Here is a 21528-nt window from a genome sequence, read left to right on the forward strand (position 1 = left end):
CGAGATACGTGAATCACCCACAATGAGCAACCACCTGACACCCCCAATGACAACGAGGAAGACAACATGACCCGTACCGTTTCCCAACTTTTTGATCTCAAGGGCAAGACCGCCCTCATCACCGGCGGCTCGCGCGGCCTGGGCCTGCAGATGGCCCATGCACTGGGCGAAGCCGGCGCCCGCGTGCTGGTGAGTTCGCGCAAGGCCGAAGACCTGGAGGCCGCCACTGCCGAGTTGCAGGCTGCTGGCATCGACGCGCGCTGGGTCGCCGCCGACTGTTCGAAGGAGGAAGACATCCACCGCCTGGCCGACGAGAGCCTGCAGCGCCTGGGCGACATCGACATCCTGGTGAACAACGCCGGCGCCGCCTGGGGCGCACCCGCCGAAGACCACCCGGTGGAAGCCTGGGACAAGGTGATGAACCTCAACGTGCGCAGCTACTTCATCCTGAGCCAGGTGCTGGCCAAGCGCAGCATGATCGCCCGCAAGCACGGCCGCATCATCAACACCGCCTCCATCGCCGGCCTGGGCGGCAACCCCGCCGGCATGAACACCATTGCTTACAACACGTCCAAGGGTGCGGTGATCAACTTCACCCGTGCGCTGGCGGCCGAATGGGGCAAGTACGGCATCACGGTCAACGCCATCTGCCCGGGCTTTTTCCCGAGCAAGATGACGGTGGGCACGCTCAAGGCCATGGGTGAAGAAAAGCTGGCCGCGCACGCGCCGCTGGGCCGCCTGGGCGATGATGAAGATCTGAAAGGGCTGACGGTGCTGTATGCGTCGGATGCGGGCAAACACATCACTGGACAGTGGCTGGCGGTGGATGGTGGGGTGAGCGTCATCACGGGCGGCTAGAGGAGGCCCACCCCCGCGCCGCCTGCGGCGTCACCCCCTCAAGGGGGCACACCCTCGGACCGGCGTAGCCGGATCCTGGGTGTTGCTTGATGGGGGCATTTCGCTTCGGAACGGGCGTCTCTTTCGCAGCGCTCTGGCCCAAGACATCGCGCTCAGTCGGTTGTATCGTTCGTTCATGAAATTTTCTGTCCGCATTCCTTTTGTCGAACTGCTGGGTTTTGAGCTTCACCGCATGGAAGGCGGTGAGGCCGAGATCACGTTTGCGCCGGCTGAGGACCACCTCAATTCGTTTGACGTGGTGCACGGCGGCGCCAGCATGACGCTGCTGGATGTGGTGATGGCGCACGCGGCGCGTTCGGTGCAGCCCGAGATGGGTTGCGTGACCATCGAAATGAAGACCAGCTTCATGCGCGCGGCCAAAGGGCCGCTCACGGCGCGGGGCAAGCTGCTGCACCGCACGGCCACCATGGCGTTCACCGAAGGCAGCATCTTCGACGCTGCTGGCAAGCTGTGCTGCCATGCGACCGGCACCTTCAAGTTCGTGCCGCGCCTGCCGGTGGGCAAAGGCACCCACGCACTCAACACCCTCAGGACGGATTGATGGCCGCGCCAGACCTTCCTGTTGCTCTGGTCACCGGTGCCGCACGCGGCATCGGCCTGGCCACGGCGCGCTGGTTTCTGGCGAACGGCTATCGGGTGGTGTTGCTGGATGTTGATGAGGCCACGCTGGCGGCATCTGAGCAGGCCTTGCGCCATGAGGGCGTGAGCGCTGAACTCGCCATCGCCGTGCCGGCCGACGTGTCGCACCCCCAGCAAGTGGACGCGGCGGTGCAGCGCACGGTGGATCATTTCGGGCGCATCGATGCGCTGGTGAACAACGCCGGTGTGGCGGTGTTCAAGCCGATTGGCGAAACCAGTTTCCACGAATGGCGTACCGTGATGGCGACCAACCTGGACGGCGCTTTCCTCATGACCCAGGCGGTGGCGCCGGTGATGCTGGAAGAGGGCGGCGGCGCAGTGGTGAACATCGCGTCCATCTCCGGCCTGCGCGCCAGCACCTTGCGCGTGGCCTATGGCACGTCCAAGGCGGCGCTCATCCACCTCACCAAACAACAGGCGGTGGAATACGGCAACGCCGGCATTCGCGTGAACGCCATCGCCCCCGGGCCGGTCGAAACCGCCATGGCCGCTGCCGTGCACACGCCCGCCATCCGCGCCGACTACCACGACACCATTCCGCTCGCCCGCTACGGCAGCGAGGAAGAAATTGCCAACGCCATCGGCTTCCTCTGCAGTCCGCAGGCCAGTTACATCAACGGCCAGGTGCTGGCGGTTGACGGCGGCTTTGACGCCGCCGGTGTGGGCCTGCCCACCTTGCGACGCACCCCATCCGTTTGACATTCTTTTCCCCTAACACCACCAGGAGACCCACCCATGCCCACCAATCAACAAGTCCTGCTCGACAACCGCCCCCAGGGTGAAGCCACAGTCGACAACTTCAAGCTCGTCACCACTGAAACCCCGGCCCTCACCGAGAACCAGGTGCTGGTGCGCCACCACTTCCTCAGCCTGGACCCGTACATGCGCGGCCGCATGAACGACAGCAAGAGCTACGCGGCCTCGCAGCCGCTGGGCGAGGTGATGATCGGCGGCACCGTGGGCGAGGTGGTCGAATCCAAGCACCCCAAGTTCCAGGCTGGCGACAAGGTCGTGGGCATGGGCGGCTGGCAGCAGTACAGCGTGGTTGATGCCGCTCAGCCCGGCGCACTGCGCAAGGTCGACACCACGCATGTGCCGCTGTCGTACTACCTGGGCGCCGTGGGCATGCCGGGTGTGACCGCCTGGTATGGCCTGGTGAAGATCATCAACCCCAAGCCCGGCGACACCGTGGTGGTGAGCGCGGCCACCGGCGCAGTGGGCAGTGCCTTTGCCGCCCTGGCCAAAGCGCGCGGCTGCCACACCGTGGGCATTGCCGGTGGGCCGGAGAAGTGCAAATACGCGGTGGAAGAACTGGGCTTTGACGCCTGCATCGACTACAAGCTGCACAAGGACATGTACAGCCTGGCCAAGGCGCTCAAGGAAGTCTGCCCCAAGGGTATTGACGGCTACTTTGAAAACGTGGGCGGCATGGTGCTCGACGCCGTGCTGCTGCGCATGAACGCCTTCGGCCGCATCGCGGTGTGCGGCATGATCGCCGGCTACGACGGCCAGCCCCTGCCCCTGGCCAATCCCGCGCTCATTCTGGTGAACCGCCTGAAGATCGAAGGCTTCATCGTCAGCGAGCACATGGAGGTGTGGCCGGAAGCGCTGACCGAACTGGGCACGCTGGTGGCGACGGGCAAACTGCGCCCGCGTGAGACCGTGGCTGAAGGCCTGGCTGCTGCGCCTGAAGCCTTCATGGGGCTGCTGAAGGGCAAGAACTTTGGTAAACAGTTGGTGAAGCTGATCCCCTGATGTCTGCCCACATGCCTTCACGGTTCACGATTGCTGCCGCGCAGACCACGCCAGTAGCCGGGGACCGTGCGGTCAACATGGAACAACATGTCTATATGGTGGAGATGGCGGCGCGCCTTGGGGTGCAACTGCTGCTGTTTCCCGAGCTGTCGCTTTCGGGGTATGAGCCGCAGCAGCTGAAAAGCTGCCTCACGTCGGCACACGATCCGCTTCTGGCACCACTGAAGGCAGCCGCGCGGCATCACGAAATGACGCTGGTGGTAGGCGCGCCTACGGCGCCAGCGGGCGAGACCCACGCTGGGGGACTGCCGCACATTTCTGCGCTGGTCATTGGAAACGAAGGCGAAGTGCTGATCTATCACAAGCAGCACCTGCATCCCGGTGAGAACAGCCATGCGATCGCGGGGCCCAACCACCCCTTTGTGTTCGATGTGGCTGGAAGGCGCTGCGGCCTGGCTATCTGCGCAGACGTGACCCATGCCACGCACCCGAAGGCCGCCCGCGAGGCCGGTGCCACACTCTATCTGGCGGGAATGGTCGTGTCTGGGCAGGGGTATGCCGTCGATGCGGGCTTGTTGAAAGCCCACGCGATCACGCACCGGATGCCAGTTCTGTTGGCCAACATGGGCAGCCCCTCAGGAGGCTACCTCTGCGCGGGACGCAGTGCGCTCTGGGACGAAGACGGGCGCTGTGTCGCTGCACTGGCTGGTGATGGCGCCGGTTTGCTGGTCTTGCACCGGCAGGAGTCAGGCTGGTACGGTCGGGCGCTGACGCTCTGATCGCGGCGTTTCACCACCCGTTGTGCTTGTGATTAGTGGACAACAGGAGAAATCATGACAACCCACGAGGTCTTCAATCAGCCCAGGCCCCTGGTGGACGTCAATCTGTTTGCCGTCAACCAGCCCATGCAGGCTGCGCTGAAGCTCAACGCACCAGCGCTGGACACAGCACCGCTGCATGCGCTGGGCGGTCTGGTGGGCAGTGCCGACATGCAGCAGCACGCTCGACTGGCCAATGTGTTCACGCCGCAGCTCAAGACGCACAGCCGTTTTGGGCATCGCATTGATCAGGTGGAGTTCCATCCGAGTTACCACGCGCTGATGGATGCTGCTGTGGGCGCTGGCCTGCATGGTGCGGCGTGGGGTGAAGGTGCAGCGAACCCTCATCTCTCTAGAGCCGCCGGCTTCATGCTCTTCACCGAGCTCGAACCCTCCACCCTCTGCCCCATCTCCATGAGCTACGCGGTCGCCCCCGCGCTCAAGGACAACCCGGCCATCTACCAGGACTGGGCCCCCGGCCTCACCAGCCGAAGCTACGACCCCACGCTCAAGCTGTGGAGCGAGAAGCCGGGCCTGACCATGGGCATGGGCATGACCGAAAAGCAAGGCGGCTCCGACGTGCGGGCCAACACCACGCAGGCCGTGCCCGATGGCAGCGACGCCTGGGGTCAGCGCTTCCACGTCACCGGCCACAAGTGGTTCTTTTCCGCGCCCATGTGCGACGCCTTCCTGATCCTGGCGCAAACGGCGAGCGGCCTGAGTTGCCTGTTCCTGCCGCGCGTGTTGCCGGATGGATCGGTCAACGCCATCCACATCCAGCGCCTGAAAGACAAGCTGGGCAACAAGGCCAACGCCAGTTCCGAAGTGGAGTTCCACAGCGCCACCGCTTGGCTGGTGGGCGAAGAAGGTCGGGGTGTGCCGCAGATTCTGGCCATGGGCACCATGACGCGCCTGGACTGCGCCCTGGGCACCAGCGGCCTGATGCGCCAGGCGCTGTCGATCGCGCTGAACCACACCGCGCAGCGCAAGGCGTTCGGCAAGTTCCTGATCGACCAGCCGTTGATGAAAAACGTGCTGGTCGATCTGGCACTGGAGAGCGAAGCGTCCACCGCGCTGGCGCTGCGGCTGGCCCGCTGTTTCGACCGGCCCAACGATGCACACGAACAGATCATGGCCCGGTTGTTGACGCCAGTGGCCAAGTTCTGGATCTGCAAGCGTGGCAGCCACTTCGCTCAGGAAGCCATGGAATGCCTGGGTGGCAACGGTTATGTGGAAGAGGGCGGCGAAGGCGTCATGGCGCGCATCTACCGCGAGATGCCGCTGAACTCCATCTGGGAAGGCGCTGGCAACATCATGGCCATTGATCTGTTGCGTGCTCTGCGCAAGGCAGATGCCGCGGCTGCATTGGCTCACGAACTCGCGCCAGCGAAGGGCATGCACCCCGCACTGGACCGCTTGGCGGAGCAGCTCCCCATGCGCGTGGAAGAAATGGCCACCGAGATGGAAGCGCGCCGCTTGGCGCAAGACGTGGCCCTGGCCGTGCAGGGCGCGTTGCTGGCGCAGACGGCGCCGGGTGCGGTGTTTGGCGCCTTCTGCGATGCGCGCATTGATGGCCAATGGGGCCACAGCTTCGGTTCGCTGGGTGCCGGCACCGACTTCGACGCCATCCTTCAACGTGCCCAACCCGTATGAGCCAGCCAACACCCGTTCGGCTTGAGCCTGCCGAAGCGCTCACCTCGAACGCACTCATTGAAACAGCCATGTCCGACCTCATCCTGCACCACTACCCCACCTCGCCGTTTTCTGAGAAAGTGCGCCTGATCATGGGGCACAAGCAACTGGCCTGGCAGAGCGTGATCATCCCGCGCATCATGCCCAAGCCCGACGTGCTGGCCCTCACGGGCGGCTACCGGCGCACGCCTTTTCTGCAGGTGGGGGCCGACATCTTTTGCGACACCGCGCTCATCTGCGACGTGCTCGAACACCACCAGCCTGAACCCACGCTGTACCCGGATCGGCTCAAGGGCATGGCGCGTGCATTGGCGCAGTGGGCCGACAGCACGCTGTTCTGGGCCGCCATGGGCTACAACCTCAGCCCCAAGGGTGCCGCCGCCCTGTTCGCCGACCAGCCGCTGGCCCACGCGCAGGCTTTCGCCGCCGACCGCAGCGCCATGCGCACCGGCATGGTCACCCTGCGCCCGGGCGACGCCACCGCCGCTTACCGCAGCTACCTGCGCCGCCTGTCCAGCATGGTGGAAGACCAGCCCTTTCTGCTCGGCGAAATGCCTTGTGTGGCCGACTTTGCGGCCTACCACCCGCTGTGGTTCAGCCGGGTGGTGAACCCGGTCATGGCGGACATCCTCGACGCCACGCCAGCGGTCATCGAATGGATGGACCGCATGGCCGCGATCGGCTACGGCGAGATGGGCAAGCTCAGCGCCACGCAAGCCATTGAAATCGCCGCAGCCATCGAGCCCGCACCCTTGCCGGAAGACATCTTCCAGAACGACCACGGCATTGCCCTGGGCAGTCGAGTCACAGTCGCCGCCGAAACCTTTGGGCAGGAACCCACCGAAGGCATTCTGCTGGCCGCCACCCGCACCCGCTACACGCTGGAACGCACCGATGAACGTGCGGGCAAGCTGCACGTGCACTTTCCGCGCGTCGGCTACGTCTTGAGGGAAGTGCGCGCTTGAGCCTCACCGTTCCCTTGACTTCAGACCTTGCCGTCAGCTGGCGCTGCCTTCCGTTTGATGCCCTGCATGCCCGCACGCTCTACCGCCTGCTTCAGCTGCGCACCGAGGTGTTCGTGATGGAACAACAGTGCCTGTTCCAGGACATGGACGGGGCCGACGCGCAGTGCATGCACCTGCTGGGCGAACAAACCCTTGCCGGGCCATCGCCGCAACTGCTGGCCTATGCGCGGCTGGCCCCTGCGGGCTTGAAATACCCGGAGGCCAGCATTGGCCGTGTGGTCAGCGCGTCTGCGGCGCGCGGCACCGGCATCGGCCATGTGCTCATGCGCGAGGCGGTGCGGGCCTTGCACGGCCTGTGGGGCGTGCAGCCCATCCGCATTGGCGCGCAGGCGCACCTGCAGCCCTTCTACCGGCAACACGGCTTCGAGCCCGACGGCCCGATCTACGTCGAAGACGGTATCGACCACATCGAAATGAAGAGATTGTGAAACCCCCCTGCGTCGCTTCGCGCCTTCCCCCCAGGGGGACCACACCTGCGGCCCGGCAAAACCGGTTCCGTGGTGTGTGCTGGAAGTTGAGCGCACCGTCATTTGAGACAAATGAAAACCTAACCACCCATCACAGGAGACACACATGATTCAAGACTTCAAAGGCAAAACCGCCGTGCTCACCGGCGCGGGTTCGGGTTTCGGGCTCGAATGCGCACGCATCGGCGCATCGCTGGGCATGAACCTGGTGTTGGTGGACGTGCAGCAGGACGCGCTGGACACCGCCGAGGCCGAGTTGAATGCCACGGGTGTCAAGGTGATGGCGCGGCGCGTGGACGTGTCCAGCCAGACACAGATGGAGGCGCTGGCGGCCGACGTGCAGGCCAACTTCGGCGCGCCGCATTTTGTGTTCAACAACGCTGGCGTCGGCTCAGGTGGCCTGATCTGGGAGAATTCCGTCAAGGACTGGGAGTGGGTGCTGGGGGTGAACGTCTGGGGCGTGATCCATGGTGTGCGTCTGTTCACCCCGATGATGCTGGCCGCCGCCAAGGCAGACCCGGCCTACCGGGGCCACATCGTCAATACCGCCAGCATGGCTGGCCTGCTCACGCCGCCCAACATGGGCATCTACAACGTGAGCAAGCACGCGGTGGTGAGCCTCACCGAAACCCTGTACCAGGACCTGAAGCTGGTGAGCGACCAGGTCAGCGCCAGCGTGCTGTGCCCCTACTTTGTGCCCACCGGCATCAGCCAGAGCCACCGCAACAAACCGGCGGAACTGGCCGATGAGAAGGCCACGCAGAGCCAGTTGATCGGCCAGGCCATGAGCGACAAGGCCGTGAGTTCGGGCAAGGTCACGGCCGCTCAGGTGGCGCAGCTGGTGTTCGACGCCATCACTGCCGATCGTTTCTACATCTACAGCCACCCCCGGGCTTTGGGCAATGTGCGCGCCCGCATGGAAAACATCGTGAACCAGGAGAACCCGGCCGACCCGTTCCTGGAGCGGCCCGAGATCGGCGTGGCGCTGCGCGCCCAACTGCGCGGCGGCTGAAGCCCGCGGGCAGGCCATGGGGGAGAGCGGCCACGCGCTGTTCAACACCGCCATCGGTGTGTGCGGCCTTGCCTGGGGACCGAGTGGGTTGCTAGCCGTGCAACTGCCGGAGGCCGATCCGCAGCGCACCCGCGAGCGCCTGCTCAAGGGCCTGCCAGCCTTGCCCGAGCGTGAGCCACCGGCGCCCGTGCGAGCCGCTATCGAGGGCGTGCAGGCGGTGCTGGAGGGGCGCTCGCGCAGCGACCTGCGCGAGATCACGCTCGACATGAGCCGCCTCACACCGTTTCAGCGCCAGGTCTACGCCTACGTGCGCGCCATACCGCCGGGGCAGACACGCACCTACGGTGAAGTGGCCCTGGCGCTGGGCGACCCGGGTCTGGCCCGTGCGGTGGGGCAAGCCATGGGCCACAACCCGTTTGCGCCGGTGGTGCCCTGCCACCGGGTGCTGGCCGCGGGCAACAAGCCGGGTGGGTTTTCAGCGGGTGGTGGCGCGCGCACCAAGCTGCGCATGCTGATGATCGAAGGTGCGCTGGATCGCGGTCTGTTCGATTGACCTTGGATGTGGATTCGGCTTTGTACACAGATCCCGCGCTTTTGTGCAGACCAGACCCTGTGCCCCGATGCGGACTGAGCCCATCCACCGTACCCGGGTTTACACCTAGCTGATGCGGTGACAATGGCGGGCTATGCATTCGTCCTCTTTCCTCAGACTCGCGCTCATCCTGGGCCTGCTCTCGGCCATCGGCCCCTTCGCCATCGACATGTACCTGCCCGCGCTGCCCGCCATTGGCAGCAGCCTGGCGGCCGACGTGGGCGCCGTGCAATGGACGCTCACGGCCTTTTTTCTTTCGCTGGGTGCTGGCCAGTTGCTGTACGGGCCCATTTCCGACATGGTGGGGCGCAAACCGCCGCTGTACTTTGGCATGGTCCTGTTTGCCCTGGCCAGCGTGGGCTGTGCCCTGGCCACCGACGTGCAGACGCTGGTGGTGCTGCGCTTTTTGCAGGGCCTGGGTGCGGCCGCCGGCATGGCGATCCCGCGTGCCGTGGTGCGTGACCTGCACACCGGCAACGAGGCCGCGCGCATCATGTCGCTGCTGATGTTGGTGTTCAGTGTCTCGCCCATTCTGGCGCCCCTGGTGGGCAGCGGCGTGATCGCGCTCAGTGGCTGGCGCGGCGTGTTCTGGGCCGTGGCGCTGGCATCGGTGGCTGGCTTGGCGCTGGTGTACGGCGCGCTGAAAGAGACCCGCCCGCCGGCCCAGCGCCTGGAAAGCAGCCTGGGCAGCGCACTGCGCTCTTATGGCGTGTTGTTGCGCGACGGGCACTTTCTGGGCCTGGTGGGCATTGCCAGCACGGCCCTGGCCGGTTTCTTCGTGTACCTCGCCGGCTCACCGTTCGTGATGATCAACCACTACGGCCTCACGCCCACGCAGTACAGCCTGGCGTTTTCTGTGAACGCGGCCGCCTTTTTTGGCGCGGCGCAGTGCACCGCACTGCTGGGCCGCCGCTTCGGGCTGGTGAACGTGGTCAAGGGTGCGGCCAGTGCATCGGGCGTGGTCATGTGCCTGCTGCTGGCCTACTACCTGGCGGGCGGTGACCAGCTGTGGGTGCTGATTGGCCTGTACTTCGTGGCCAGCGGCTTCATGGGCCTGGTCATCCCTACCACCTCGGTGCTGGCGCTGGAAAAGCATGGCGCCATCGCGGGCACCGCTTCGGCCTTGATGGGCACACTGCAGATGTTGGGCGGTGCCCTGGCCATGGCCATCGTGAGCCTGTTTGCCAACGGCGAGCCGCTGCCCATGGTGGTGGGAATGGCCAGTGGCGCGCTGGTGGGTGTGCTGCTCACCTGGGCCACGCTGGGCGGCTACGCGCAGGGCCCGAGCGCGGCCGAAGCCCGTTGACCTCTCCTCCAGACGGTCTGCCGTCCCCCGAGCGGGGGCGTGCCGTGCTGGTGATCGTGCTGGGCATCGCCATGGCGGTGATGGACGGCAGCATCGTCAATCTGGCGCTGCCCGGCATTGCGCGCGAGCTGAACGCCGGCGCTTCGCAAGCCATCTGGGTGGTCAACGCCTATCAGATCGCCTCGCTGGTGATGCTGCTGCCGCTGGCGGCGCTGGGTGATCGCCTGGGCTACCGGCGCGTCTACCTGGTGGGCATGGCGCTGTTTGTGCTGGCATCGGCAGCCGCCATGCTGGCCAGCTCATTGACCATGCTCACAGCCGCGCGTGCGCTGCAAGGCCTGGGTGCCGCCGGCATCATGAGCGTGAACGCCGCGCTGGTGCGCCTGATCTACCCCAGCGCTAGCCTGGGGCGCGGCATCGCCATCAACTCCATGGTGGTGGCCACCTCGTCCATGGCCGGTCCGGCGGTGGCGGCCAGCATCCTGTCCGTGGCCTCGTGGCCGTGGTTGTTTGCACTCAACCTGCCGCTGGGCCTGCTCACGCTGTCGATGGGCCGCCGCGCACTGCCGTTCAACCTGTCCCGCGAGGGCGCTGCGCCGCGGTTTTCGCTGATGGATGTGCTGCTCAACGTGCTCATGTTCACGCTTGTCTTCGTGGGGGCGGACCAATTGGGCGTGCGCGGCGGCGAAACGGCCCAGGCCACGCCGGTGCTGGGGTGGAGCCTGCTGGGTGCCGGCGTGCTGGTGGGGGTGGTGTACCTGCGCCGCCAGTGGAACCTGGCCGCACCCATGTTCCCACTGGACCTTCTGCGCATGCCCGTGTTCGCACTGTCCATGGGCGCATCGCTGGGCGCCTTCTGCGCGCAGATGCTGGCCATGCTCAGCATGCCGTTCCTGCTGCTGGAAGTGCAGGGCCGCTCGCACATGGCCGCCGGCCTGATCATGATGGCCTGGCCCATGGCCACCGCGCTCACGGCACCCATCGCCGGGCGCCTGATCGGCCGCTACCCGGACGGCGGGCTGGGCGGCGTGGGCATGCTGGTGTTTGCCACCGGCCTGCTGCTGGTGGGCCTGCGGCCCGAAGACGCCACCAGCGTGGACATGGCTTGGCGTCTGGCGCTGTGCGGCGCAGGCTTCGCGCTGTTCCAGTCACCCAACAACCACACCATCGTGACCACCGCACCCCTGCACCGCAGCGGCGCGGCCAGCGGCATGCTGGGCACCGCACGGCTCACCGGCCAGACGATCGGCGCAGTGATGCTGGCCGCAATCTACGGGGTGTGGAACCTGCACGATGGCCAGGGCGAGACGGTTGCGCTGTGTGTGGCGGCGGGCTGTGCACTGCTGGCGGGGGTGAGCAGTTCGTTGCGGGTGCGGCACTGAAAGGCTGGGCTGGTAGCACGCCACACGGCGTCACGGTCCTATCGATTGTCGAGAAAACTGTGAACAGCAAGCATCTCGGCTTCAAAGTGGGCCACCAGAGGGTCGAGCGCTGTGGTGTGTGCTTTGCTGGCAGCGACCTCTTCGATGTCGGCACAGATCTGCCCGAGGCGCGCTGCGCCGATGGCCCGTGCGGTCGACTTCAGCTTGTGAGCAACATCGAACATGGTCTGCGCCACACCGTCGGAGTGGGCCTTTGCCATCGTCAGCGCAGAGCCCGCCGTGTTCGTGCGAAAGGCCGCCAGCACTTCCTGCATCACCTGGGGGTCATCGCCCAGGAGGTCAGCGAGTACGCGGAGGTCCACCGGGGATGATGCGCTGGGTACCGCTTCTTCCATCCCGGTCACGCTCGACTTCGCTGGCGCGGGCCGCAGCCAGGCGTCGATGGCCGTCTTCAGGTGTGCCAGACGCACCGGTTTGGTCAGATAGGCGTCCATGCCGGCTTGGTGACAACGGACTTCCTCGTCGCGCAAGGCATTGGCCGTCAACGCGATGATGGGCAGGCGCGATGCCTGGCCTTCCTCGGCCCGCACCGCGGTGGCCAGCATGTAGCCGTCCATGTTCGGCATGTGCAGATCGGTCAGCAGCAAAGCATGACCTCCGCAGCGCCAACGGGCCAGCGCCTCCACGCCGTCCCCGACCATTTCGGCGCGGTAGCCGAGCAGCGCGAGCTGCTTGGTGAGCACCTGTTGATTGACCTCGTTGTCTTCCGCCACCAGGATCAGGGGTTCCATGCCCGACGGTCGTTCTAGCGCTGGCGGCTGCCCGGCGGCGTCAACGTCTACCGCGACGATCGGGGCTTGCTCGGCCAGATCCCGTCTGGCCGCGAGTGCAACACTTCGCAGAAAGGCGGCGCGGTGCAGGCTGTCGCCGTCCAGGTCCACTTGGTCCGGGTGCTGCCGGCGCGGCCGGCGTCGCTGTCCGGTCTTGATGACGACAAAGGCCAGCACCATCCCTGGACGCTCAAGCGCAATGGCACGGCAGGCCTTGAGAACCGGGTCGATGCCCTCGGTTGGACCTGCGACCACAACGACGCATTGGGCCGGTGTGGCACTCCGCAGCCAGGTCAATCCCTCAACCAGGGTAGGTGCGCGCTGTACTGCGCCGCCTGCGTGGGTGAGGTAGTCGGCAAGATCATCGGCCAGATCAGCTGCACCCAGCAACACGCAAGGTAGCCCCGCCAATGGCTGTGCGACGGGCGCAGCCTCGGCTGCATCGCCCACCGGTAGCCGCACTGTGAATGTCGAGCCCTGGTCTATGGCGCTTTTGACCGTGATCTCGCCACCCATCAGCGCCACGAGGCGGTGGGAGATGCTCAAGCCCAGCCCGGTGCCGCCGAATCGCCGCGTGGTGCTCGCGTCCGCCTGCGAGAAGGGCGTGAACAGGTGGGCCAATGTCTCGGCGTCCATGCCGACACCGTTGTCTCTCACCACCAGCACCAGCGTGTCATCACCGGCACCACTGGAGATACGCTGCGCCCGCAGCGACACCAAGCCCGGGCGCGCCTGATCGCTGCTGAACTTGATCGCGTTGCCGACCAGGTTCATCAGCACCTGGCGCAACCGCCCCGCATCGCCCAGCATGAGAGAGGGCAGCCGTGGGTCAACGTACAGACGCAGCCCAACGCGCTGGTTTTCGGACAACCTGCGCAAGGCGTCGCCGACGCCTTCGACCACCGCGCCCACGTCCATCGGCGCGCGGTCGATCATGAACTGTCCCGCCTCGATCTTCGAGAAGTCGAGCACATCGTCGACGATGGACAGCAAGGCGTAGGCCGACTCTCGCACGGTTTTCACCATGTCGCGCTGGTCGGGCCTCAGGTGGCTCTCCTCAAGCACCTCGATCATGCCGATGACGCCATTCATGGGCGTGCGGATCTCGTGGCTCATCGTCGCGAGGAACGAGGACTTGGCGCGGTTGGCCTGCTCGGCGAGTTCCCGCGCCCGCTCCAGCTCCAGGGTGCGTTGGTACACCCGTTCCTCGAGGCCGGCGTTCAGTTCGTGCAACGCCTCTTCATTGTGGCGGCGTTCGCTGATGTCGCGCATAACCGAGACGAAGTGCGTAAAACCCTCACCCGCCGCTGCAATCGGCGTGATGTCGAGCTCGATCGGGTACGGCTGGCCGTGCTTCGTGTATTTCACCAGTTCGACATGCACCGGCTCGAAGCGGCCGACCGCACGACGGATGCGGGCCAGCTCGACGGCGTCCGTGGCAGGGCCGTCGAGCAGCCCGGGTGACAGCCCCATCACCTCATCGCGAGCGTAGCCGGTCTGGCGAACGAAGGCATCGTTGACGAACACGATGCGCAGGCCCTGCATCAGTTCGGGTGCCGGCTCGGTGATGACGACGATGTCGTTGAGCTGCGCCACGCTGGCCTCGAGCAGCTTCAATTGCTGACGCGCCGTGCGGGTTTCGGTGATGTCGCGAAAGTAGATCGACAGACCGTCGTCCATGGGATGGCAGTCGACGCCGAACCACCTCTGCATGGGCAGGTACTGCGCCTCGCAACTGATACCCGTTTCGCCTCCCATCGCACGCCGGTAAGGCTGCTCGAAAACCGAGCCCAGTGCCTCCGGGAAGACCTCCCACAGGACGCGCCCGAGCGTCACCTCGCGCTCACGTCCCCACAGTCGTTCAGCCTGGCGGTTGATGTAGGTGATTCGCCAATCGCGATCGACAGAGATAAAACCGTCGGTGATGCTCTCTAGCGTGCTGCTCAGACGCTGCGCCAGCTTTTGTGTCTGCAGCGCCGCCAGCTTGCGCTCGGTGATGTCTTGCAGCGCGCCCTGGATGCGCACGATGCGGCCCTCGGCGTCGCGCACCGCTTCGCCAATGGTGCGCACCCAGAAGCGGCGCCCGGTGGCCGATATCTTCTCGGCTTCCACGTCATACGGCGTGCCGGAGGCGATGCAGCGTTCGACGGCGTCGCGAACCGCAGCGCGGTGCTCGGGGACGAACGACGTGAGACCCATCTCCATCGAGGGCGAATAGCCGGCCGGTTCGTCGTGCAGACTGGCGACCATGTCGGACCATTGCAGGTGCTTCTGAGCCACTTCGAAGGTCCAGCCGCCGACCTTGGCACTCCGGCCCGCCATGTCGAGCATCGTCTTGCTGTCGCGCAGCGCCTGCTCGGCCCGCGCGCGGGCGCTGACATTGATGTGCATCACCACCGCACCGGCCCGGCGGTCGGCCGCCATCGGCGTCGCCGTGAGCATGAACCATCGTTGTTCGGTGGGCGAGTCGCAGGTGTACTCGATCGAGAAGCTGCCGCGTTCGCCCGCCAGCACGGCGCGCAGACCCACTGCAACGGCCCAGATTTCGTTCGCACCTTCGCCATGGGGCGTGCCGCATACGTCGAGGTAGTTCCGGCCCACGCCATGGTTGACGTCGCGCAGGTTGTTCTCATTAGCAAAGCGGCGCCAGGCCTCGTTCACGGCGACGATCACGCCTTCGGCGTCGAGCACGGCAATGTGCGCGGGCAGTGCATTGAGCAGCGCCATCTGCTTGGTTGCTTCCTGCTGGCGCAGCTGTTCCTCGGCGCTGCGCAGCAGGAAGATGCGGCCGGCCTGGTTGGCCACGGTGTCGACCTCACCGGCCGTCAGCTCTTCGAGCTGTTGTTCGGTCTCGTGCAGGGTCTCGATCAACGCAGCGATGCGTGCCTGGCGGATCAGTTCGCCAGAGGAATGCGCTGATTTCACGGCTGCGCCTGTGCCAGTCCGCCAGGCCCTGGCAGGTCCAGCGCTTGCATCAGCGTCGCGGTGTCGCTGAGCGTTCCGACGATCTTGCGCAGGGGCAGGGGGGCCAGTCTGAGCAGGGTGGGCGTCATGAAGATGCCGTCGGCCAGCGCACGCTCGGGCTCGCAGAACACGTCGACCACTTCAATGCTGTGGCGCCCGGTCAGCTGCCCGCGGCACAGCGCCTGCAGGTTGGCCAAGGCTTGCGCCGAGTTCATGGCCTCGCCTGCGATGTAGAGCCTGAAGCTGTAGGTGACGTGGCCGGTCGCGGGCACGTCAGTACCCGGCCGTTCCGAAGGGATTGACCGATCGGCTGATCTCAGCATCGCCGGTGATGCCAGTGGGTGCCTTTGTCAACGTTGCGACGCTCACCATCGCTGAGGAGGGAGGGGGAAGCGCTGTGGTCGAAATCGGCATGAGGGGATGTTATGGATACTGAGTGCAATCAGTGGTCCGGACACGTGGGAACCATCGTGACGGCACCGATCCTCAACCATAGAGACGCTTAGGCGAACACGCCATCCGTACGCGTACGTACCTCGGAGGCGATCTGCAAGCGCCCGATGCGCTCAGGCAGCTCATCCCTAATATTCAAGCGTCAGCGCAATCGATCTTGCATACCCGCCCGAAGGCAGCGAGCTGAAGTGGATCGAGTATAGGCGCCCATGCAATGTGACAGTCTGGTTGGTTCCGTCTCGGGTGAATCCCAGCGGCGCCCCTGGAGAGGCGGAAGGCAGTTCCGCGCCGCCGGGCGTCACGGTGCTGAGTGTGAAGGGGAGATTGTTGGCGCCCGATGTCAGCGTGCGCGGCGTCGCCGAATACAGGGAAGGCGCGGCGGTCACCTCGGGGGTGCAGTTGATCCAGAAGCTGCTCCCGCTGTTGGTGGTCACATCGCTTGAACTGGCAAGCGCGACAACGGCCCCGAACGAAAGCGTTGCGCCCGTCGCGACGGTACAGGTGGGTGCGGTCCACCCGTGGGTGCAGGCAGCAGAAACCAGCGAGGCAGAAATGCCCCGGAGCAACAACTTCACAGTGCACCTCCGCAGACCAGTGGTCCGATTCGCGGCGGCACAGCGCCGGGCACCGCGGGCGCCATCTTCAACAGCACAGAGCAGCCGCCGCCCTTCCAGCGCACTTCGATTCGGTTGTCGTCCAGAAGATCGACGAGATACACCTCGCCGCGCCGCGCCACGATGAATGCCTGATGGCCAGGGTTCGTCGTGACACGTGCGCCTGCGGGAACCGGTACACCATCTGGCCGCACCAGCACGATCAGCGCGTCGCGGGAGCGCTTGACCGGGAAGTTGACGAAGGTGCCGCTGCGTGCATATGGGACCACCACTTCTCGAACTCCGCCGATCTCCACGTCGAAGGGCAACAGGTCGGCATCGAGCGTGAGCTGATTCGTCTGATAGGGCAGGAGCCCGGTCACCAGGGCGAGCCCCTTGTGGTTGGTGACGGCCACCACCTGGTTGCTGAGCGAAATCGGCACGCCTTCGAGGTCGCCGATTTGAACGACGGCAAACGCGCCCTGGTCGACGCGGCGCGACGCGAACGACAGACCCGACATCCGCCCCATCGAGCCATTGGCGCCAAGCCGCACGGCGTGGGCGTGCGGGCTCGCGTTGGCTTCGGCGGTGAACTGCGCGTGGTTGGTGTTGAAGGTCGTTCCGGCTTGCACGTGTGTTGTTGTGCTGTCGCTCCCGGCGACGCGCCAGCCCCAACCTGGTCCGGCCGGCACCGCTTGGGTCGCCTGCATCGAATGGACAACATGCCCCGCGCTGTCGCGTGCGCTGCGCGCCGCGAGCGTTCGCCGGTCGCCGAAAGGAATGATCAGGTTGACGCCGCCGGCAAGGCGCCTGCTCGCGGCCAACTGCTGCGTCGCGAAGGCGCTGATGGCGATGTTGCCGGGCAGCGCCATGGAAACGTTGGCGCCAACCATTGAAAAACGCGCGCCTTCCCAGGTGCCGCGTTGCGTGTAGCTCAAACCTGCCGAGATGCCGCGCCCGAACGCCAGACCACCGCCAGCGACGATCTGGCCCTTGGGCCGTGTTTCGAGGGCGCCGTCGCCAAATGGCCGATAGCCCTGGTCGAAGTGCTCCACCGCAAGGCTTGCGCCCCCCTTGGGCGTGCTTCGCTGGACGCTCGCGACGTAGTGTGCGCCACGCTCGCCATCGGAGACCGCATACCCGGCTGCGAATGCCAGGACAGCCAGATCGGCGACGATGACTGCGACGCCTGCGCCAGCGGCGGCGCGGTCCCGCTCGGCTTCGGCACGCACCTCGCCGGTCACGGCGTCGGTGATGCCGAGGCGGTAGGTGCCGGCGCCAAACAGCGGGCCGTAGTCGTTGCTGCGTGTTCCATAGTGCTTGCGCAACGCGCCCGCCTCCAACGAATAGTCGGAGAGTCCCGGTGCGAGCAGCAGTGGCGCGATGTAATAGCTCTGATGGATGAGCGTTTCGCGCCCGAGCAGGTCGCGCACCACCAGCTGCATCTGACCAGCGCCCGTGACGATGGGCACGTGGGTGATCTCGAACGGTCCGGGTTGCACGGTCGACTGCGCACTGCGCTGGTTGTTGATCAGCACGTCCACCGTTGAGGGCAGCGCCGCCGAACCGGAGATCGAGGGGCTCGGATAGGTGATGAAGCCTGGGGCGAGACTGAACTCGCGCGCAAAGCGCACACCCGCGTAGCGCACCGGGCGGCTCCAGGCGCCGCCGGTGCCGACGGCGTCGCCCACCACCAGCGCTTCCATTCGACCCGGCAAATCGGTGCGCCAGTACGTGTCGAGCCGAATCGCTGAATGCGCCCGCTCATCGGCGCGAACGACGCTGCTTGCTACCAGTGCTCCCCAGCGGCTGAAACCCACGCCTTCAACGAGCGCACCATATTTTGTGGACCTGCGCTCGGCGCGCGTTGCAGACAGGTCGTAGTTGAAGTAGGCGCCGAGTGGCGGCGGCGTGGGCGTATTCAGCGAGCCGCGCAGGGAAAACGAGGTCGAATCGAAGGCCGCAGGCGGCGCTGTGATGTCCAGCGACAACCGGCTCCGGTCAAGCTTGTAGACAACGCCAGCCACCGCGTCAAGTACATGGCTGCGCGTGCCGTCCAACAGTATCTCGGGCGCTCCCGCAGGCAGCAGTCGCGCCGCTGCCCACAGCTCGGCCGGCAGGGCAAGCCGCCCATCCGCCAGTCGCTCCACGTGGAAGATGCCTGGAAGCTTCTTGTCGTTGATGCGGATGTCGAGCAGCAGTGTTTCGGCTTTTGATTGCGCATGTGAAGGCGCCGCGAAAGTGACAACTGCAACGAAAAGCAGGCAGGCGCGCGCAGCCTTTGATCTCGTTGGCCGGGGCGCCAGTGTCCTGTCATCGCAGGCACGACCCGGAAAACGAATCGCAGCAGTGGTGCCATGACCGCTTCGTTTCAGCGCGGAGGTATTGGCCACTCGAAGGTCACCGGCCCGTCCGACGTCTCGGCCCTCACGCGCAGCGATCCCGTCAACTGGGTGGGTTGTTCAAAGGTCCATTCCCGCCACGCGCCGGCAAGCACGCGCGTGGCGACGTTGAAGTCCTTACGCCAGTTGCCGCTTTCCAGCGTGAGGGATTTGACCCGCAGATAGCGACTGCCCTCGTTGTCGAGCCGCACGCAGCCGGTGGTGGCAGGCAGGGTTGTGGCATTGGCGCACGGCCCCAGCCGGGACTGCAATCGCAGCGTGCCCGCCGCTGCAAGGAAAACCGGCAGATCGTGATTGACGCGAATACTGATCGACGTCTCTCCGGTTGGCACCGAAGAAGCGAATACTTCGCTCACGTCCTCGAAAATCAGCCGGTAGGCCTGCTCATCGGCACTTGGCCGGTTGCGCGTTGTGACCCTGAAAATCTGGCTACCGCCTGCAGCGATCTCGGCGATGGGCGGTGCGACAAACAACTGGGTGGTGTCGGCATAGACGTCGGTGCCGTTCGGCTGGCTCCAGCCGCGAACCTGCGTCTGGAAGGAGAGGGGGCGATCACCAGGGTTGGTGATCGTGATCGAGGCGACCCGGCGGGCGGATGACAGCTCCACCAGCACAGGCGAGATCGTCAACCCATGCGCCGCCGCTCCCCAGAGGCCCAGCCCCGCCAGCACACTGCGGCCCAGGCAGGCGACTGCGGACTTGGTCAGTTGCAGTCGCATGGCTTGTTTAGTACGAAACCGACACCGTCACGGCGCTGCCATTGGCATAGGCACCAGCGGGCAGTGCGCCGAAGTTTGCCTTGGCCAGCCGTGCGTACAGCGGCACGATCTGCTCAGTTCCGTCTTGCACGACGGTCAGGGCCGCAGCGAGGGCCAAGGTCGCCGGAAGATCATCGGCGACAGCGCCGCTGGTCAGGCTGAGGTTGAAGGGCAGGGAATTGGCGCCGTTGATGATGGTGCGCGTGCCGGTCGCGAAGATTGCAGGCTCCATATCGGCCGAACACGCCACGGTGAACGTCGAGCCGCTGTCGGCCGTCTGGTCCACAGCGGCCAGGGTCGAAAACGAACCGAAGCTGATCGTCGCTCCCGCAGAAACCGCACATGCCGAAGTCAGCGTTGCGTCGACCGTGAGGACGCTGTCGTCTTGAGCAGCCACTGCTGTGCCGAGCACCACCATCGAAGTCAGAGCGGCCGCGGCCAAGGAAACTTTTTGCTTTGTGAACATGAATGAACTCCAGGAGAAAAAAACACCAATCCACCATGTCCGGTCGATTCAAGGAAGAAGGTGGGAGCTGGTCGCGGCGCGACAATCTCCCACTCAGGGTGCTCCTGCCGTGTCCGCTACCCGTCGCGAACGAATGACCTGGGTCGCCCTGGCTGCCCCGCTGTCGTAGGGCGTGTGCCCCTTAGACCGGTGACTTTGCGTCCCCGGGTTTCCGACGGGTATGCCCTTTTTCTAAGACGACGCTTCCTGTGGGAGGAAGCGCGGACCTCAAAACTCCCTTCCAGCGCTGCCTACCTGAAGGCCTTGCATCTCTTGCGGAGTCTCAGAGCGAACCTTAACGAACCCCCACAAAAGGTGCCATCCGTACGCATACGGAGCGTGGTACCTAGCGAGGCGCCACTGACTCGATGCTCATGCGCACGAGATCGGGCAGATGACGGGCCGTCATCTTGCGCATGACCTGGGCCCGATGGCTCTCGATCGTTCGAAAACTCCCGCCAAGCTCGCGTGCGATCAACTTGCTGCTCATGCCTGTGACGAGGAGATCGAACACCTCGCGCTCCCTTGATGTCAATGCCTCTAAACAGGCCAGAAAATGCGGGTCGGCCACTGGCTTTGGTGGTGTCGTGCGATCCGCGTGGCGGGCGACTGCGCGGCGCACGCTCTCGACCAGCAAAGCACCCTGAAACGGTTTTTCGATGAAGTCGGCAGCGCCGTTGCGCATGGCTGTGACGGCTGTTGCCAGGTCGGCTTCGCCGCTGATGAACAGCACAGGCAGGTTGACGCCGCGGCGCTGAAGCAACTGATGAAGCTCCATGCCGGACATCTCTGGCATTCTCAGGTCCAGCAGCAGGACACTGGCCGTTTTCAGGTCGCCTTCCCTGAGCAGCTCAGCCGCAGACCCGAAGCTTGCCACGCTCATGCCAGCCGCAACCAACACGCGACAGAGCAGGGAGCGCATGAACACATCGTCATCGACGATCAGGACAAGGGGAGTCTCGGGCATAAAGTCGGTGGATGTTGCAGCGGATGTTGCGGCAGGTTGGGGGTGCGCGTGTAGACGTGCACGGTTCACACACCGGGTGTCGAGGGCACCCGCTGAAATACTCGGCTGCGGATTCAAGCGGTTCAGGTCAAAAAGTCTCGCCTCGAAAGATCGGTCTGTGGCGCTACCGTTCGCGCGAGCGAACCAGTCGGTGAAGCCGTGCAGGGCGGGATGGATGGCAACAACCTCGAGCTTTCCCTGTTCGCAGAAATGGAGCCCGACTGTGACACGAGACTGTTCAAGCAAGCTTGAGGCGTGAGGCATCGAAGCGTCTGTGCGACAACGCACCCACGCAGACCTTGAGTTTCATTGGGCAACAATCGCTGCCGCTGCCTCGCGCCCCTTTGACCAACAATGCAATCGATTCAAGCCGCAACCGGGCCTGCGGGAAGCGGTTCAACCCGGGTATTT

Annotated in this window: 19 protein-coding genes and 1 riboswitch; of the genes, 12 read left to right on the forward strand and 7 right to left on the reverse strand. The window is 65.2% G+C overall.

Going from position 1 to position 21528, the window contains the following annotated elements:
- Window positions 1-66 precede the first annotated feature (66 nt).
- From J2W49_RS17065 to J2W49_RS17120, 12 genes are all read left to right on the forward strand, one after another.
- Window positions 67-858, forward strand: coding sequence for an SDR family oxidoreductase (locus tag J2W49_RS17065; RefSeq protein WP_310318884.1), 792 nt, complete (start codon window positions 67-69; stop codon window positions 856-858).
- A gap of 175 nt (window positions 859-1033) precedes the next feature.
- Window positions 1034-1459: a PaaI family thioesterase gene (locus J2W49_RS17070; RefSeq protein ID WP_310318887.1), complete on the forward strand. Its 426-nt coding sequence runs from the start codon at window positions 1034-1036 to the stop codon at window positions 1457-1459.
- Window positions 1459-2256 carry an SDR family NAD(P)-dependent oxidoreductase gene (locus J2W49_RS17075; protein ID WP_310318889.1) on the forward strand — a complete coding sequence of 266 codons (798 nt, stop codon included), beginning with the start codon at window positions 1459-1461 and terminating at the stop codon, window positions 2254-2256. Before J2W49_RS17070 ends, J2W49_RS17075 begins: the two co-directional genes overlap by 1 nt.
- Before the next feature lie 36 nt (window positions 2257-2292).
- A complete protein-coding gene (locus J2W49_RS17080) occupies window positions 2293-3312 on the forward strand; it encodes an NADP-dependent oxidoreductase (protein WP_310318892.1) in 1020 nt (339 codons plus the stop codon).
- An 11-nt stretch (window positions 3313-3323) separates the two neighbouring features.
- Window positions 3324-4091, forward strand: a complete 768-nt coding sequence (locus J2W49_RS17085; protein ID WP_310318896.1) for a carbon-nitrogen hydrolase family protein — start codon at window positions 3324-3326, stop codon at window positions 4089-4091.
- A 54-nt stretch (window positions 4092-4145) separates the two neighbouring features.
- Entirely contained in the window at window positions 4146-5783 is a 1638-nt protein-coding gene (locus J2W49_RS17090; RefSeq protein WP_405001044.1) for an isovaleryl-CoA dehydrogenase, read from the forward strand.
- Window positions 5784-5851: 68 nt separating this feature from the next.
- On the forward strand, window positions 5852-6787 hold the full coding sequence (locus tag J2W49_RS17095) for a glutathione S-transferase family protein (protein WP_310318899.1): 936 nt from the start codon (window positions 5852-5854) through the stop codon (window positions 6785-6787).
- The gene (locus J2W49_RS17100; protein WP_310318901.1) at window positions 6784-7275 is read left to right on the forward strand and encodes a GNAT family N-acetyltransferase; all 492 of its coding nucleotides are present in this window, start codon (window positions 6784-6786) and stop codon (window positions 7273-7275) included. Before J2W49_RS17095 ends, J2W49_RS17100 begins: the two co-directional genes overlap by 4 nt.
- A 145-nt stretch (window positions 7276-7420) precedes the next feature.
- On the forward strand, window positions 7421-8326 hold the full coding sequence (locus J2W49_RS17105) for an SDR family oxidoreductase (protein ID WP_310318904.1): 906 nt from the start codon (window positions 7421-7423) through the stop codon (window positions 8324-8326).
- Window positions 8327-8342: 16 nt separating this feature from the next.
- Complete coding sequence (locus J2W49_RS17110) at window positions 8343-8879, forward strand: methylated-DNA--[protein]-cysteine S-methyltransferase (RefSeq protein ID WP_310318907.1); 537 nt, start codon at window positions 8343-8345, stop codon at window positions 8877-8879.
- A 133-nt stretch (window positions 8880-9012) separates the two neighbouring features.
- Entirely contained in the window at window positions 9013-10224 is a 1212-nt protein-coding gene (locus tag J2W49_RS17115; protein WP_310318910.1) for a multidrug effflux MFS transporter, read from the forward strand.
- Window positions 10221-11606 (forward strand): MFS transporter, encoded by a 1386-nt coding sequence (locus J2W49_RS17120; protein WP_310318913.1) that lies wholly within the window; start codon window positions 10221-10223, stop codon window positions 11604-11606. Before J2W49_RS17115 ends, J2W49_RS17120 begins: the two co-directional genes overlap by 4 nt.
- 38 nt (window positions 11607-11644) lie before the next feature.
- On the opposite strand, the gene J2W49_RS17125 is transcribed toward J2W49_RS17120, so the two are convergent.
- From J2W49_RS17125 to J2W49_RS17155, 7 genes are all read right to left on the reverse strand, one after another.
- Window positions 11645-15361 (reverse strand): PAS domain S-box protein, encoded by a 3717-nt coding sequence (locus J2W49_RS17125; protein ID WP_310318916.1) that lies wholly within the window; start codon window positions 15359-15361, stop codon window positions 11645-11647.
- A complete protein-coding gene (locus J2W49_RS17130; protein WP_310318919.1) occupies window positions 15358-15672 on the reverse strand; it encodes a circadian clock KaiB family protein in 315 nt (104 codons plus the stop codon). Before J2W49_RS17130 ends, J2W49_RS17125 begins: the two co-directional genes overlap by 4 nt.
- Before the next feature lie 309 nt (window positions 15673-15981).
- Window positions 15982-16428, reverse strand: a complete 447-nt coding sequence (locus J2W49_RS17135; protein WP_310318921.1) for a spore coat protein U domain-containing protein — start codon at window positions 16426-16428, stop codon at window positions 15982-15984.
- The gene (locus J2W49_RS17140) at window positions 16425-18839 is read right to left on the reverse strand and encodes a fimbria/pilus outer membrane usher protein (protein WP_310318924.1); all 2415 of its coding nucleotides are present in this window, start codon (window positions 18837-18839) and stop codon (window positions 16425-16427) included. Before J2W49_RS17140 ends, J2W49_RS17135 begins: the two co-directional genes overlap by 4 nt.
- Window positions 18818-19567 (reverse strand): fimbrial biogenesis chaperone, encoded by a 750-nt coding sequence (locus tag J2W49_RS17145; protein ID WP_310318927.1) that lies wholly within the window; start codon window positions 19565-19567, stop codon window positions 18818-18820. Before J2W49_RS17145 ends, J2W49_RS17140 begins: the two co-directional genes overlap by 22 nt.
- A 7-nt stretch (window positions 19568-19574) precedes the next feature.
- Window positions 19575-20072, reverse strand: coding sequence for a spore coat protein U domain-containing protein (locus tag J2W49_RS17150; protein WP_310318930.1), 498 nt, complete (start codon window positions 20070-20072; stop codon window positions 19575-19577).
- Window positions 20073-20219: 147 nt separating this feature from the next.
- A riboswitch (cyclic di-GMP riboswitch) is annotated at window positions 20220-20307 on the reverse strand.
- A 150-nt stretch (window positions 20308-20457) separates the two neighbouring features.
- Window positions 20458-21381: a response regulator transcription factor gene (locus tag J2W49_RS17155; RefSeq protein ID WP_310318933.1), complete on the reverse strand. Its 924-nt coding sequence runs from the start codon at window positions 21379-21381 to the stop codon at window positions 20458-20460.
- Between the last annotated feature and the right edge of the window lie 147 nt (window positions 21382-21528).

The sequence above is a fragment of the Hydrogenophaga palleronii genome (genome assembly GCF_031457455.1).
Taxonomy (GTDB): domain Bacteria; phylum Pseudomonadota; class Gammaproteobacteria; order Burkholderiales; family Burkholderiaceae_C; genus Hydrogenophaga; species Hydrogenophaga palleronii_A.

Excerpts from the sequence above, each read along its gene's own strand:
- J2W49_RS17145 (WP_310318927.1), bottom strand. The coding sequence starts at position 19,567 with ATGCGACTGCAACTGACCAAGTCCGCAGTCGCCTGCCTGGGCCGCAGT.
- J2W49_RS17095 (WP_310318899.1), top strand. The coding sequence starts at position 5,852 with ATGTCCGACCTCATCCTGCACCACTACCCCACCTCGCCGTTTTCTGAG.
- J2W49_RS17110 (WP_310318907.1), top strand. The coding sequence starts at position 8,343 with ATGGGGGAGAGCGGCCACGCGCTGTTCAACACCGCCATCGGTGTGTGC.
- J2W49_RS17115 (WP_310318910.1), top strand. The coding sequence starts at position 9,013 with ATGCATTCGTCCTCTTTCCTCAGACTCGCGCTCATCCTGGGCCTGCTC.
- J2W49_RS17085 (WP_310318896.1), top strand. The coding sequence starts at position 3,324 with ATGCCTTCACGGTTCACGATTGCTGCCGCGCAGACCACGCCAGTAGCC.
- J2W49_RS17065 (WP_310318884.1), top strand. The coding sequence starts at position 67 with ATGACCCGTACCGTTTCCCAACTTTTTGATCTCAAGGGCAAGACCGCC.
- J2W49_RS17150 (WP_310318930.1), bottom strand. The coding sequence starts at position 20,072 with ATGTTCACAAAGCAAAAAGTTTCCTTGGCCGCGGCCGCTCTGACTTCG.
- J2W49_RS17105 (WP_310318904.1), top strand. The coding sequence starts at position 7,421 with ATGATTCAAGACTTCAAAGGCAAAACCGCCGTGCTCACCGGCGCGGGT.
- J2W49_RS17155 (WP_310318933.1), bottom strand. The coding sequence starts at position 21,381 with ATGCCTCACGCCTCAAGCTTGCTTGAACAGTCTCGTGTCACAGTCGGG.
- J2W49_RS17080 (WP_310318892.1), top strand. The coding sequence starts at position 2,293 with ATGCCCACCAATCAACAAGTCCTGCTCGACAACCGCCCCCAGGGTGAA.
- J2W49_RS17070 (WP_310318887.1), top strand. The coding sequence starts at position 1,034 with ATGAAATTTTCTGTCCGCATTCCTTTTGTCGAACTGCTGGGTTTTGAG.
- J2W49_RS17075 (WP_310318889.1), top strand. The coding sequence starts at position 1,459 with ATGGCCGCGCCAGACCTTCCTGTTGCTCTGGTCACCGGTGCCGCACGC.
- J2W49_RS17090 (WP_405001044.1), top strand. The coding sequence starts at position 4,146 with ATGACAACCCACGAGGTCTTCAATCAGCCCAGGCCCCTGGTGGACGTC.